15 protein-coding genes and 1 tRNA gene are annotated in these 14,346 nt (G+C 37.1%); 7 read left to right on the top strand and 9 right to left on the bottom strand.

What is annotated here, in order from left to right; translation table 11 throughout:
* Nucleotides 1–16: 16 nt before the first annotated feature.
* Nucleotides 17–1,369, bottom strand: coding sequence for an FAD-dependent oxidoreductase (locus tag FJR03_RS02940; RefSeq protein ID WP_193114170.1), 1,353 nt, complete (start codon nucleotides 1,367–1,369; stop codon nucleotides 17–19).
* Nucleotides 1,370–1,598: 229 nt separating this feature from the next.
* Between FJR03_RS02940 and nifV the strand changes: the two genes are divergently transcribed.
* The 7 genes from nifV to FJR03_RS02905 all read left to right on the top strand — a co-directional run bounded on the left by nifV (nucleotide 1,599) and on the right by FJR03_RS02905 (nucleotide 7,151).
* On the top strand, nucleotides 1,599–2,705 hold the full coding sequence (gene nifV / locus FJR03_RS02935; RefSeq protein ID WP_193114169.1) for a homocitrate synthase: 1,107 nt from the start codon (nucleotides 1,599–1,601) through the stop codon (nucleotides 2,703–2,705).
* On the top strand, nucleotides 2,696–3,511 hold the full coding sequence (locus tag FJR03_RS02930) for a hypothetical protein (RefSeq protein ID WP_193114168.1): 816 nt from the start codon (nucleotides 2,696–2,698) through the stop codon (nucleotides 3,509–3,511). The genes nifV and FJR03_RS02930 overlap by 10 nt, the downstream gene beginning before the upstream one ends.
* A 127-nt stretch (nucleotides 3,512–3,638) precedes the next feature.
* Complete coding sequence (locus FJR03_RS02925; RefSeq protein WP_193114167.1) at nucleotides 3,639–3,845, top strand: CCE_0567 family metalloprotein; 207 nt, start codon at nucleotides 3,639–3,641, stop codon at nucleotides 3,843–3,845.
* 8 nt (nucleotides 3,846–3,853) lie between these two features.
* The gene (locus tag FJR03_RS02920; RefSeq protein ID WP_193114166.1) at nucleotides 3,854–4,087 is read left to right on the top strand and encodes a hypothetical protein; all 234 of its coding nucleotides are present in this window, start codon (nucleotides 3,854–3,856) and stop codon (nucleotides 4,085–4,087) included.
* An 8-nt stretch (nucleotides 4,088–4,095) separates the two neighbouring features.
* Nucleotides 4,096–5,088: a leucine-rich repeat domain-containing protein gene (locus FJR03_RS02915; RefSeq protein ID WP_193114165.1), complete on the top strand. Its 993-nt coding sequence runs from the start codon at nucleotides 4,096–4,098 to the stop codon at nucleotides 5,086–5,088.
* A 54-nt stretch (nucleotides 5,089–5,142) separates the two neighbouring features.
* Nucleotides 5,143–7,005 (top strand): PocR ligand-binding domain-containing protein, encoded by a 1,863-nt coding sequence (locus FJR03_RS02910; RefSeq protein ID WP_193114164.1) that lies wholly within the window; start codon nucleotides 5,143–5,145, stop codon nucleotides 7,003–7,005.
* Between the two features lie 70 nt (nucleotides 7,006–7,075).
* Nucleotides 7,076–7,151, top strand: a tRNA-Gly gene (locus FJR03_RS02905).
* A 14-nt stretch (nucleotides 7,152–7,165) separates the two neighbouring features.
* Here the strand turns inward: FJR03_RS02905 and FJR03_RS02900 are convergent.
* The 8 genes from FJR03_RS02900 to FJR03_RS02865 all read right to left on the bottom strand — a co-directional run bounded on the left by FJR03_RS02900 (nucleotide 7,166) and on the right by FJR03_RS02865 (nucleotide 14,345).
* The gene (locus FJR03_RS02900; RefSeq protein WP_193114163.1) at nucleotides 7,166–7,801 is read right to left on the bottom strand and encodes a hypothetical protein; all 636 of its coding nucleotides are present in this window, start codon (nucleotides 7,799–7,801) and stop codon (nucleotides 7,166–7,168) included.
* Between the two features lie 82 nt (nucleotides 7,802–7,883).
* Nucleotides 7,884–8,237 (bottom strand): hypothetical protein, encoded by a 354-nt coding sequence (locus FJR03_RS02895; protein WP_193114162.1) that lies wholly within the window; start codon nucleotides 8,235–8,237, stop codon nucleotides 7,884–7,886.
* Nucleotides 8,238–8,335: 98 nt separating this feature from the next.
* Nucleotides 8,336–9,553 carry an ATP-dependent Clp protease ATP-binding subunit ClpX gene (gene clpX / locus FJR03_RS02890; protein ID WP_193114161.1) on the bottom strand — a complete coding sequence of 406 codons (1,218 nt, stop codon included), beginning with the start codon at nucleotides 9,551–9,553 and terminating at the stop codon, nucleotides 8,336–8,338.
* Nucleotides 9,553–10,374 carry an SIR2 family protein gene (locus tag FJR03_RS02885; RefSeq protein WP_193114160.1) on the bottom strand — a complete coding sequence of 274 codons (822 nt, stop codon included), beginning with the start codon at nucleotides 10,372–10,374 and terminating at the stop codon, nucleotides 9,553–9,555. The genes clpX and FJR03_RS02885 overlap by 1 nt, the downstream gene beginning before the upstream one ends.
* The gene (locus tag FJR03_RS02880) at nucleotides 10,367–10,906 is read right to left on the bottom strand and encodes a hypothetical protein (protein WP_193114159.1); all 540 of its coding nucleotides are present in this window, start codon (nucleotides 10,904–10,906) and stop codon (nucleotides 10,367–10,369) included. The genes FJR03_RS02885 and FJR03_RS02880 overlap by 8 nt, the downstream gene beginning before the upstream one ends.
* The gene (locus FJR03_RS11805) at nucleotides 10,896–12,428 is read right to left on the bottom strand and encodes a sigma-54 interaction domain-containing protein (protein ID WP_283949393.1); all 1,533 of its coding nucleotides are present in this window, start codon (nucleotides 12,426–12,428) and stop codon (nucleotides 10,896–10,898) included. The genes FJR03_RS02880 and FJR03_RS11805 overlap by 11 nt, the downstream gene beginning before the upstream one ends.
* Before the next feature lie 63 nt (nucleotides 12,429–12,491).
* Entirely contained in the window at nucleotides 12,492–12,701 is a 210-nt protein-coding gene (gene nifT / locus FJR03_RS02870) for a putative nitrogen fixation protein NifT (protein ID WP_193114158.1), read from the bottom strand.
* A gap of 3 nt (nucleotides 12,702–12,704) precedes the next feature.
* Nucleotides 12,705–14,345 (bottom strand): L-aspartate oxidase, encoded by a 1,641-nt coding sequence (locus FJR03_RS02865; protein WP_193114157.1) that lies wholly within the window; start codon nucleotides 14,343–14,345, stop codon nucleotides 12,705–12,707.
* Nucleotide 14,346 lies beyond the last annotated feature (1 nt).

The following is a 14,346-nucleotide window of genomic DNA, read 5'->3' as shown; positions in this document are numbered from 1 at the left end:
AAATAGACTCTATAGATTATGCGTTAAACATATCTCTATACATACCTTTAGCCCATTCCATCAGTGCTTTTCCGTTATTTTCACCTATTTTGCCACGCCACTCTTGTGAAAGTTCAACATTTGTGAAACCTGCAAGTGTTTTACCTTTAAATTCATACTCTGCTCTAACAGAGATTGCATGATTAGGCATAGCAGAAACTGCAGAATAACATACAGTTAACGGAGATTTCCATGGAATATCTTTATTTTTAGTAATTCTCTCAGCTAACAATTTCCCTAAGTAGTGACCTTCAGAGTTTGACGTATTACCTGATTTTGAGTAACCCATAGGACGAGCATCACCCGCTACGAAGATATTTTTTTCACCAATTACTTCATATGTAAACGGATCAATATTTCCTTCCATTTTATTAAAGGCATTGTCTTTTGCTACACCACAAACTTCTAATAGTTTCCCACCACGTACATGAGGGTAGAATGCAGCATCACTAAACTCAAATTCATCTTCAAGTTCACCTGCGATCACTTTTTTGTTTTCTAGATCGACACTCATAATAGCTGCATTTGGAACATACTCTACATAATCTTTATACATCTCATCGTATGCCGAGTGGAAACCTTCAGACTTGATCGTAATATCCGGATTAGCATCTAAAATCAGTACCTTACCTTCAATCTCGTTCTTTTTGAAATAATCTGCTATTAAACAAGCTCTTTCATATGGAGCTGGAAGACATCTATAGTTACCGCCAGGTACAGTTATAATGAAGTTACCGCCTTCAAAGTCTTCTAACTTGCTTTTGATTGTCATATGTTCACTTGGTGACATAAAACCTGCAGGGTATTCCGTTCTTAATCTTTGTTCAGTTGCAAGGTCTACATTCCAAGGACTATAATCATAATCAATTCCCGGAGCTAAAACTAAATAATCATAATCTATATCACCATTCGTTGTTTTTACTATTTTTTGAGCTTTATCTATTCCGATAGCTGAAGCGTTAAAATATGTATATTTATTTTCACGAGCAGCTTGTAAATAATCGTGAGTTATAAATTCTAAATCAACTGCACCTACAAGGTATAAGTTACTAATAGGACAAGAATGGAATTGTGTTCTTTGTTCAACTAAAACAACATCAGCATTAGGTGCAAATTTTTTAGTATATTTGGCAACTGACAGACCTGACCATCCACCACCTACTATAACAACTCTAGGACCTTTAGCCGCTGGTAACGGTGCTTTAGAGCCCATTCCGACAGCAGGTTTTACGCTGTCATCCGGTTTCGGACTAGTTGTACAACCTGTTAAAGTAACTGTTGCTGCAGCTGCACTGATAGCACCAAATTTCAATATGTCTCTACGATTCATAGTTTCTCCTCTTTGTTTTAAAATATTAGATTTTCAAATAAAACTAAACCTTACAAAGATTACTCCTAATTATATTAATCGAAACTAAAACGAGATAATTTTACCAAAAATCAACAATATTGCATTATCATATGTGATAAAAATATCACATATTTATCTAAAAAAAATGATATTTCTAAGGAACACTTTCTGAATATCTACAACATAACTATATTTCTAAGGGGTTCTCATGGCGATCATAAATGACACGACACTTCGAGACGGGGAACAGGCTCCCTATGTTGCGTTTAATACGCATGAAAAATTAGAAATTGCCAAACTTCTTCATAACTGTGGTGCTGATGAACTTGAAGTGGGGATTCCTGCCATGGGAATAAAAGAGCAAGAGGATATAAAAGAGATCTTGAACCTTGAACTTCCGCTTCGTGTAATGACTTGGAACAGAGCCACTTTACAGGACTTGGAAGCATCTCTTTCATGCGGTGTGCAGGCTGTTGATCTCTCAGTCCCTGTTTCTCAAACTTTAATCGATGTAAAGTTTGGCGGAGACAAAGAGAAACTTTTTAGAAACCTTGAGGATGTTGTCACTACGGCAAAAAAAGAGGGGCTGTTTGTTTGTATCGGTGGAGAAGATTCTTCTCGCGGGGATGAAGAGTTTTTAGCTGAAATTATGAACTTCGGCGAGTCACTCGGTGCTGATCGCTTTCGCTACTGTGATACGGTTGGAATACTGACACCACATGCTACTTACGAGAAAATAGACTACCTTGCAAAACATTCAAGTTTAGATATAGAGATGCATATGCATAACGATTTCGGAATGGCTACTGCCAACTCTGTAGCAGGTTTTGAAGCGGGAGCAATCAGTGCGAATACGACGGTAATCGGTTTAGGTGAACGTGCCGGAAACGCTTCGTTTGAGCAGGTGTTAATGAGTTTAAAACACCAATTCCACGAAGATCGTGAGATAGATCCTATTAATCTACAGACGCTTGTACAAAGTGTTGCACTTGCAGCAAACAGACAGATAAGTCACAACAGACCTATTGTCGGGAGAAATATCTTCTCACACGAATCGGGCATCCATGTAAGCGGAATGATTAAAAGCCTCAATGCATATGAAGCGTTTGAGCCGGAAATGGTTGGACTGCACCGCTTTTTCCCGATCGGAAAACACTCAGGAAGTGCGACTATTAACTATCACCTTAAAGCATTTGGTATTACACCTGTAAAAGCAAAGGTGCAAGGTCTTTTACCGAAAGTTCGTGAGATAGTGACACAAAGAAAAACGGTGTTAGAACCAAATGAATTAGTGGAGTTATATTTATGTTCATAGGATGGATACGTGCAAAAAATTTCAGTGCCGATCTCGAGGCTTTTAGCAGTAGCATAACTATAGACAAATCACTTGTTTTAAAAACATTTGAGCAAAACCCATCTTTATGTTTCGGAGCTTATGATGAAAATAAGCTTGTAGCTTTTATATCAGCGTATGAGATGGAAAGTTCTATACTTATCAACAACTTTTATTATATGTCAAACATCACTGATGATATAAAAAAGCGTCTTGTAAAACTCTTACTTAACAATGCTTCACAAACTGAAAAGTCTCTCTGCATTATGAGTAAAAAAGATGAGCGAACGATGCTCCTTGCATTTGGCTTTAAAGAGTATGCAAAGTTTAAAAAAGCGATCTATGCAGGTGGAGCACCGGCATTTAACTTCTCAAACGCAACGGCAAAAAGCATAGCTAACGAAAACTACATACCAACTATTATGAAGCTCGATAAAAAAGCGTATCACGAAACAAGAATGGAGTATATTCGAGATGTGCTCTTTAAACAGTCATCTCTTGTACTCTCTACAGATTTTGGGTACCAACACTCTTACGCTATAGATAAGTCCCTTATCAAAATCTCTCCATGGATTATGGAAGATGCGGCCTATATAGATGCGGAAAAGATACTCCGAGGAGTGATTTACCACAGAGGACTTAAAAGAATTTTTGCCTATATTCCAAGTGATGTAAATGAGATAACAAATTTGTACAAGTCTTACAATTTTAGCCTGAGTGAGGAGTACTCACTTTTATATATAAACAAAAAACCCGACATCAATTTAGAGATGGTGTATGGATTTTAGGGAAAGTTTTTTGCATATTTAAAAGCATCGAAGGTGCGCCGGGCTCTCTGCCGAAGAGAACCTAGTGTTAACGTAGGTACTGAAATTACTTTCAGTAGCGTATAAAATAAAATTAAGGAGTAATATAATGGCATTAACAGATGAACAAAAAGCACTAAAAAAAGAGTTAGCAGGTTACAAAAGAAAAGTTGTAGAACTTGCAGGTGAGATCCATGACATAGTTGAAGATACAATCTGGACTGATTATGGCAGACTCATACCTCTTAGCGAAGAAGTTCAAACAGCTATGAAAGTAGTTGAAGACTTCAAAGCTGAGCATTCGTTTTTACAATAACAAACCCAATGGAAACAGTACAAGCAAAAATTATTTGTGAGTGCGGCAATAAAACAGTCGCAGAAGCAGAGGATATTTTACGCACAACTGATCTTCCATACAAAAAAGCGAAAAAACTAGTCACCGGATGTAATAAGACATGTTGCAGACGCCCCTTAATGGCACTATTCAAGATGATTGAGTTTGGTGAGATAGACTATGAGGAGATAGACTTTCTCATAGAACAAAAAAATGCTACATAGGTGTTAAGATGGATACGATTTTAGAAGATTTCGCAAGATGGATCAAGAGCAAAGGGCTGACTTCAAAAGTTCCTACAGATATAGAAAAACTAAAAACACTATCTGTGCTTGATCTCTCAAAATGCAAGATTCGTGAACTTCCTCCAAGTATCGGTTTTTTACCAAACCTTGTTGTCCTGAAACTTTCAAACAACAGACTTGAAGCACTTCCAAAAAGTATAGGGAACCTAAAAAAACTCAAAAATCTGCAATGTGAAAACAATCTTTTAAAAGAACTACCCGATTCAATCGGTGCACTCGATTCTTTGATCATCTTAAACCTAAACGGCAATAGACTAAAATCACTTCCTAACAGTTTTTGCAAACTAACTACGCTAACACGTCTAACGATAGCTGCAAATGCCCTGGAGAGTATTCCAAAAGAGTTTTATAAACTTAAAAAACTGTTGTATTTTTCACTCGATACAAATAACTTAGACGAACTTCCGGAAATTTTTGAAGGGATGAGATCACTTTATTATCTCGATCTTTCGTATAACAACTTTACGAAACTACCATCCTCTTTGAGTCATATAGATGAACTAGAAACGCTGCTCCTTGAGGGGAACCAGATCAATAATCTTCCCTCTTTAGAGTCTCACGATATGTTAATTAAACTCAATCTGAATGATAATGATCTTACAACTATCGACTTTGACCTAAGTGCCTTAGAAGATCTCCAGATCTTAACACTTGACAATAATCACCTTGAATATCTGCCCGATTCTCTGTGCAAACTCAAAAAGCTCAACCATTTAAGTGTGAGTGCAAATAAACTAAAAACACTTCCTGAGTGTATAGGGGAGTTGGAAAATCTTTTAGAATTAGATATAGAGGAGAACTATCTAGAGGAGTATCCTGAGTCTTTCTCAAAGCTTACAAAACTTAAAAATCTATATATCCAGGAGAACTCTTTAGAACGCCCGGAGTTGCCAAATCTAGAGTTTTGCGATCTTGATTAGTCCGATTAATTTACTTTTCATATTATTTTAGCTTTAATCTATAAAAGGAATAGTATGAATTATAAATTCTCGGAAATTGTTGATATTACAGTTATGCAAGAACTTTTGGATAGTTTTGCCCCACTATATCCTGTAGCCACTGCTATCCTTGATGTAGACGGAAAAATACTTGCCGCTTCAAGCTGGAGGCGTATATGTACCGTGTACCATAGAGTTAATCCGGCAACATCGCAGCGATGTCTGGAGAGTGATACGGCACTTGCAAACGGGCTTAAAGAGCAAAAAGAGTATAACGTTTATAAATGCAAAAACGGCCTTGTTGATGTAGCGTTTCCAATTATTATTGACGGTCAACACCTCGCCAACTTTTTTATCGGTCAATTTCTTTTTGAAGAACCTGACAGGGAATACTTCATAAACCAAGCCAAAACATTTGGTTTTGATACTGAAGATTATTTACAGGCTCTTGATGAAGTAAAAGTTTTTTCAGAAGATGAAATAAAAAATCTTTTGAAATTTTTTACAAAAGAGGTCAATATATTAGCCTTACTCGGAAAAGCATATTTTGATGCACATGAAGCAAATTATAAGCTTGAACAAAAAGTGAAAGAAAGAACAAGTACGCTTGAAAAAACAAACCGGCTTCTACAAAAATCACAGGAAATTGCAAACTTGGGAATCTGGGAACTTGATATTGTAAACAATAAGTTGAACTGGTCAGATGAGATATATAAGATCTTTGAGATAGATAAAGAGAAGTTCAATGCATCGTACGAAGCTTTTTTGCAGACGATTCATCCTGATGATCGGGATATGGTGTCAAAAGCGTATGAAAACTCTCTTATCACTAAAAACAAATATCAAATCACCCATCGACTGTTGATGAATGATGGCAGAATCAAATGGGTAGAAGAACAGTGTGAAACGGAGTTTGATTCACAGGGAAATGCTCTAAAATCAATTGGAACGGTTTATGATATATCCAGAATAAAGCAGATAGAAAAGAAGCTTCAAAGAACTATTAATAAGCAAGAGGCTCTATTAAAAGTGCAAAACGTCGGCTTTGCTTTTTTAAAAAACCGAAAGTTTACATGGATGAACAGTGTGCTGGAGAATATGCTAGGTTATGAGAGCGGTGAACTTATCGGAAAAGAGAGCAGAGTAGTCTATCCCAGCGAGGAGTATTATCTTTCTATCGGTAAACAAGGCTATCCGGAGTTAGCCGATAAAGGAGTATATACCCAAGAGGTAGATCTGGTAAAAAAAGATGCTACTCATATTACTTTTTTGGTCAGTATGACGGCACTCAAGAAGGACTTAAGTGAGGTGGTCGTGGTACTCGTTGATGTCACTGAAACTACTAAACTTAGAAAACAACTGGAAAAGGTAAATAAACAACTGGCTGAACAAGCTAACAAAGATTTTTTAACAAGACTTTATAACCGACGCGGATTTGAGGAACATTGTAAAGAGATTATCGAACTGGCAAAGCGTGACGGTTCTAAAATAAGCATCGCGATGTTTGATATTGATCATTTCAAAAAAGTCAATGATACTTACGGACATGACGAAGGCGACAAGGTCTTGAAATTTGTTGCAGAGATTTTAGTCGATGTAGGCAGAAAGAGTGATATTATAGGGCGCCATGGCGGAGAAGAGTTTATTTTGTTAATGCCTCCAAAAACAGATAAAGAAGAAGCTATTATTGCAGCCGAGAGGATTAGATTATCGATTCAAAACAGTTCTATAGAGAAAATCAACAAAATCACTATCAGTGCAGGAGTTGCCACTATAACCCCTCAGCCCAATGACAATACCGAAAAGATTGCAGATATTTTGCGAAACCAAGCAGACGAAGCACTCTATTTTGCCAAGGAACACGGCAGAAACAAAGTAGTTCATTTTGATAATCTGTAGTTGCATCCTAGAGAAGATTAATGAAGTTCTTAGTTTTTATAGAGTAAAATTCTGCCCTACATTCACCTATGCGGGTGTAACTCAGTGGCTAGAGTTCCTGCCTTCCAAGCAGGCTGTCGAGGGTTCGAATCCCTTCACCCGCTCCACCTTTATATAATCATTAACTAGAAAAACGTTCTGAATGCTCTTCGTTAGTAAGGTCTTTCCAAATATCTGAGCTTGGTAGCGGACTGTAAGGTTCTAAATCATCATATGCATCTTGCATTAAAGAGTTACGAGTATCAGGAATAAATCCGCCATCTTTCATATAGTGAATATATCCAGTCCATCCTAAATTGAATGTTTCTCTTTCTGTATTGACATTAAATTGCATTATAAGAACTGTTTTTCTTATTTTATCAGCAATATATTCATCTTCTGCTTCTACTATTTTTTCTTCAGCTGCATTAAACTCATCACGATGTTTATACTTGCCGTATTTATATTTTTCTTCAAGTTTTTTTTGATTTTCTTTAGCTTCGTTAATAATATCCATGTTAACTTTAGCTTTCTCAAGAGGATGCAGCCCTAAGTCTGTTTTTAATGTACATACAAACTCAACATATTTTTCATTATCTTCATCAAGATTTTCTGTCCATTTTGACTCTTTACAAGCTGACCAAGTATCAAGTGCCTTACCTACAGTAAAGTTATCTGCTTTATCTAATTTACCATTTTTTACAAGAGAAACCGTATCTGGATCACAACCGGTAAATACGAACATTGCACCAACAACTAATAATATTTTTTTATACACAACTATTCCTACACATAATCAAATTTGTTTGAATAATATCAAAAATAGCTATTGTAAGTCAAACAACTCTTTTTTATATTTGCTAACAGCTTACAACATCCCAAACAAGATTTTTATACGCTTTCATAATAGGTTTTTTCATATCTTTCATCATTGTTACACGTAACTCGCCGATCATATCTTTATAAACCGGATCAGCTTTAATTGGATCTTTTGCACGAGCTAAATCAATAATGCTGTGTACACTTAGATTAAACGGTGTATTTGCTTTATCTTTGATCCCGTCATACACAGACATGAAAAGATTATAGTTGTCATAATCCATTTTACACTCGTCATCTAAGATCTTTAATGCCAAGATCGTAGCATACTGAATCTCTTCTTCTGTAAAATTATACGTTTTTGCCCACTCATATACAGTTGATTGATCATCCATTGTTTTGTGTCTCCTTTAGAGTTTTACTCTGCTTTTTTACAGTGTAAACCTTCTCGACGAGCCAACATCTTTGATGTTGAGCCGAAGAGAAATCAGGTTTACTCTGCTTCCTTTTTAACTTCTTCGAAACGAAGCTCTACATCTTTTTTACCTTCGATAAAATCATTGGTAATAATACAAGCCTCTACACCTTCTCTTGCAGGAAGTTCATACTGAAGCGGTAACATAATCTTCTCGATAATTCCGCGCAGACCACGAGCCCCTACACCTTTTTCATCAGCTTCTTTTGCTATCGCTTCAAGTGCATCATCGCTAAACTCAAGCTCCATGCCGTCAAGTTCAAATAGGGCCTGGTACTGTTTAATAATCGCATTTTTCGGTTCTTTAAGTACGCGAATGAGGTCTTCAATTGAGAGAGGGTTAAGTGTTGCTATCACAGGTATACGCCCTATAAACTCAGGGATAAGCCCGAAGTTTATTAGGTCTTTAGATTCTATCTCTTTTTGAGACTGTTCATCATCACCTGATTTTAAAAATCCCATCTTTTTAGGTTTAAATTTTTTCTTGTGCTCATCATCCCCTACAAGGCCGACAAAAGCACCACCACAGATGAAAAGTACGTGTGTCGTGTCAAAGAGTACAGTCTCTGCCGAAGAGCTTTTACGACTCCCTTTTAAAGGGACATACACTTCACCACCTTCTAAAATTTTCAGAAGTCCTTGCTGTACACCTTCACCCGAAACATCACGACCGCTTGTCGCACTTTCACTTTTGTTTGCAATTTTGTCGATCTCATCGATGTAGATGATCCCTTTTTGTGCACGCTCTATGTCATAGTCAGCCGAAGCTAAAAGACGAGAAAGGATAGACTCAACATCTTCTCCTACATATCCCGCTTCCGTGAGTGCAGTAGCATCGGCGACCGCAAAAGGCACATCCATAATTTTTGCAAGCGATTTCGCTAAAAGTGTCTTACCGCTTCCCGTCGGTCCAACAAGCAAGATATTACTTTTTTCGATCTCTACATTTTTAAAAGTTGGTTTATCTATACGTTTGTAGTGGGAATACAGAGCAACTGAAAGCACTTTTTTTGCTTCCTCTTGTCCAATTACATAATTGTCCAAATGTTCCTTAATCTGTGTTGGAATATTTAACCCCTTTTGAAACTGTGCACGCTCTTTTTTGAGATGCTCTTTAGCAATGATGTCTGAACAAGTACCTATACACTCGTTACAGATATGTGCATTTTCTGCACTGAAAATCTTTTCAACCTCTTTTACGCTTTTACCACAAAAGTCACAAACTAAATCACTCATTATAAAGCCTTTAAAAAAGTGTCACAATCTTGTTGTAATACTTCAAGATTGTGTGTAGTTACAAATTTGTTCTCTTTTTTTGTAAGTTCCTCTTTCGGTGTAACTACCAGGCCTGTATCTAATCCTAAAGTAGTTTCATGTGCCACCATTCTAAAAGTGTCACGTGAGAAATCCACCCCTAAAAACAGATATGATTTATCTTTTTTGTAATCTTTTAGAAACGGTGGAAGTGCATATCCGCCCATCGCTTCAGTCAACCAGTCAACAAAATCTGCATCAGAGATGATAAAGTTCATCTCCGGCTTCATACACCCCATAGGTTTAAAAAGAATCGGTAAAGAATCATCTAGTTCCTCTTTTTCAACTCTTGTGTACTCTTTTGTTTTCGGATCATATTTGTAGATAAGAAATCTATCGTAATCAGCCGTAATACGAGAGACTCCCGTAATCATAAAGTGTGGGACATCCTCATACACTTTACATCCGCTGTCATCTACATTTGTATCGATCATATATTTTGGCTGTATAGTTTTGAGATATTCGTACGTGAAAGGAAGATCGTACTCTTTTGAAGCGTAGATGTGGTTTGTCATCTGAACAATAAACTCACGCCCTTTTCTTTGTTCCAAGCTCATAGCTGCACGAGAGTATTCGTACATCAGTCTCGGGCTCATTGCACGACCGTTATTAAGTGCCAGTATCATACTGTCACTGTCATAAGGCAAATCGCTTCCGTCTTTAGCTTTTGTATGTTCAAAAACACCTAATCCTATAAATGGAATAAGCTCCCCACTTTTCAATTTTTCTACGACATTATCCATGACATCCTACTCCAGTGTAGCTAGTATAGGCTTTGTTTAACTCTATTCTTAGTCTCTCTAGATCGAATGGTTTTTCCAAGTCACTCGGCATATCAAGATAAAAAATAGCTCCGTCTTTAGATATTAAAAACAGAGACTTAGTTAACTTACCTGCTAGAGTTCCACTTACAAGTTTCGTACCGTACATGTTTCCATACTCATCTTCAGTGTCTAAAACCACTTCAAATTTTTTCAATCTGTTTTTTAAAAGAGTTTGTTCCTTATACTCTTTATCAAAGATCATGTAACAATGCAAAGGTACCTGGATATGACTAAGCAGCTCGTCAATTTTTAAAATCTCATCAATAAAATCATCAGAAGCGTTTGGAAAAGAGATCAAAAGAGTCATCGAACGATCTGGATGACTTCTTCTGATCTCTTTTGTTTCCCCCTGCTTATCTGTAACCTCTATGTTTTCAGCCATGTACCCTATATCTATAAAGTCTTCACACAGCTCTAAACTTTCACCTTTATAATTTATACTAGATTCCATACTTTTTCACCTTATATCCAATTTGTCTTTGTGTCAGTCCTAACACTTTTGCCGCTTCAGCTTGATTACCGCCACTTTTCTCCAAAGCTCTTACAAGTGCATCTTTTTCAATCTCTTCAAGAGTCATATTTTCTGTAGGCATCGGACAATACTCACCTATGAGTTTTTCATTGTTAAGTGCAGGAAGAAGAAGCATCATATCACTTGCCGTAATTCCCTCTTCACTACCCATAAGTACGATACGCTCGATCGTATTTTCCAGTTCACGAACATTACCCGGCCAAGGGTACGACATTAACTGTTCCATAGCTTCGTCTGTAATTTTCACTATTTTCTTGTGATTTTTCATAGAGCGTTCCAAGAAAAAATTCACCAATAGTTTAATATCTTCTCCACGTTTTCTAAGCGGCGGCAGGTCGATCGGAATAACATTTAAACGATAGTAGAGGTCTTCTCTGAACTCTCCATCTTTTACCATCTGTTCGAGGTCCCTGTTTGTAGCCGCCACCAAACGCACGTTTACTCGAATAGTTTTACTACCACCTACACGCTCAAACTCTCTCTCTTGAAGAACACGTAAGAGTTTTACCTGAGCTGATGCGGAGATATCCCCGATCTCATCTAAGAAAAGTGTCCCGCCGTCAGCTAATTCGAAACGCCCTTTTCTTGTCTCTTTTGCATCGGTAAATGCACCCTTTTCATGTCCGAAAAGTTCACTCTCTAACAGTGTATCCGTAATCGCTGCACAGTTTAGTTTAATGAACGGTTCCTCTGCACGCTTAGAACGTTTATGTATAGCTGCTGCTACGAGTTCTTTACCTGTTCCCGTTTCACCGCGTACAAGTACAGTCACATCACTTTGTGCAATACGTTCGATCACTTGATACACAGTTTGCATCTTTGGAGAATCACCGATTATGTCACCGAAATTGTGCACTTTTGAATCCCATTCCATTTTGTAATATAGTTTTAATTCTTTTAATCTTTCTTTTTCCTGTTCTACAACAGTATATGAGTTTATATACTGTGCGAATAATGAGCTGATAATAGTTAGGATACGGATAGTTGCTTCATAGTCAATCTCTGTATCTTTAGTTAAGTTTGCACCGATTACACCAATTACATCATCTTCAGCTATCATAGGAACAGCTATATATGAGAGTGTATGATTAGTTTTATTTCCCGATTTGTTCAAAAAAAGTATGTCGTTGTGAATATTTTCAATCACAACAGGTTCCATACTTTTTGCTGCAAGACCGGTTGCACCCTCACCGAGTTTATACTCAGAGTTTACTTTTTGAAATTTACTAAATCCCAGTGAAGCAAACACACTTAAGTTCTCATCATCAAGTTTATAAATAACACAATTTTCTAACTGCAAAGAGTTCTTCAGTGCCAATAAACTTTTTTCTAATGATTTTTTTATATCTCTTGAATCTGAGATCAATGACGCTATATCATAGAGTACTTTTAATTCTTTGTGCGTTAAGCATTGTTCACATTGTCCAAACATATTATCCATCTTTTTTATTTTATTATACTGACATCAGTCCATATAATAAACATTATAATGTATAATTTTTCATCAATCAGCAATCTTCTTACAAACTTCCTCTTTTGGTAAGTTTTTAGGGCCAGGTTGAATCCACCAAGTTTCACCGTTACTCAGTTCAACTTCTCCACCCCATTTTTCTTCACTATTAAACTCTAAAGACTCTATAGTCTCTTCCATATCTTTTTTTGCAATATAAAAAAATATCTCTCCCTCATTTTCACGTAACATAACTTTTGCCATTTTCTATCCTTTAAATAAATTTCGTATAAACTTGATGAACCCTTTATCTTCATAACGCACATCAAAATACCCTTTTTTAGGCTCACTTATCAAGATTGATTTTTGTAAAGATATATCATCTTTGACAAAATCATCACGATGGTGGGCACCTCTGCTCTCCTCTCTAAACATCGCCGCAAGAACAACGGCTTCTGCAACTTCTAAAGCATTTCTTAATTCTAAAATTGAGATCAGCTCTACATTATTGTGTCGTCCCTTATCTATACAATGGAGCGTAATTGTTTCATTACGCAGATATTTCAAATAGTCAAATGCCTTTTGTAAACTTGTTTCACTTCTATGTATTCCGGCATTTTTGAACATTGTTTCCCCCATGCTCACACGCATTGCATTAAAGTTTTTCGAGGTATCCATATCAAAGATCCAATCTACCATCTTTTGATCTTTAATAACCAGATTGTAATCAATCGGCAGGAACTCTTTGTTTTGTGTAAACTCAAGGGCATTCTCCCCTGCAAGTTCTCCAAAAACAACACCCTCTAAGAGTGAGTTCCCCCCTAATCTATTTGCCCCGTGTACCCCTTCTGCAGCACATTCACCACAGACAAAAAGTCCTTTTATAGATGTTTTTGTCATATTTGATTCAATTCCACCCATAGAGTAATGAGCCAAGGGGCGTATCTCTAACACCTCTTTTGTTACATCGATTCCTGCTTGATTGTATGCGGCTTTATATAAACTAGGCAGTTTTGTTTCGATCTTCTCTTTTGGAAGGTGACGAAGATCTATATAAACTTTATGCCCCGCTTCAATCTGTTGCGATATTGCGTAACTCACTACATTTCGACGCTCTAACTCATTGACAAAACGCTCCCCTTTTTCATTGATTAAATAACCGCCCTCACCTCGGGCAGCTTCACTTACAAGGTAGGAAGTTTTATGAAGACCTGTCGGATGAAACTGAACAAACTCCATATCTTTGAGAGTGAGTCCTGCTCGTAGTGCAATGGCGAGCATATCTCCCGAATAGTCTTGAGCATTTGTAGTATGACCGCGATAGATCCCTGCATAACCGCCTCCCGCGAGTACTACAGATTTTGCAGGATATACCACTACCGAAGAGTCAGATCGTCTTAGAGCTACAACACCGCTTATACGATTATTTAAACTTGTCAGGTTCATTACAAAATTGTTTGCAAGAAAAGTTATACCTACACTTTTTGCTTTTTTTATAAGGGCCTGAGTAATTGCAGAACCAGTTTTGTCACCTACATAACACGTTCTTTGTGTTCGACCTCCGCCGAAACTTCTTTGAGCAATGTTTCCATCTTTATCTCTGTCAAACTCTACACCGTAGTCAACCAGTTTCTTGATCATATATGGAGCTCTCTCACACATATAGGTGATCGCTTTTTTGTTTTCAAGCCCGAAACAAGCTCTTATAGTATCTACTACATGAAAGTGGATTCCCTCTTTTTCATTTGGGTCAAGGACTGCATTAATCCCCCCGCTTGCAATAGAAGAGTTTGATTTAAACAAGTTCCCTTTCGTAATAAGTGCTACCTTATTGCTGCTGGTTTTTGCTTCAATAGCTGCCATCAATCCGGCAACACCACTGCCGACTACAATTACGTCATAGATCATA

It is taken from the genome of Sulfurimonas marina (assembly GCF_014905095.1).
Taxonomy (GTDB): domain Bacteria; phylum Campylobacterota; class Campylobacteria; order Campylobacterales; family Sulfurimonadaceae; genus Sulfurimonas; species Sulfurimonas marina.
This window is presented reverse-complemented; position numbering and strand designations above follow the sequence as displayed.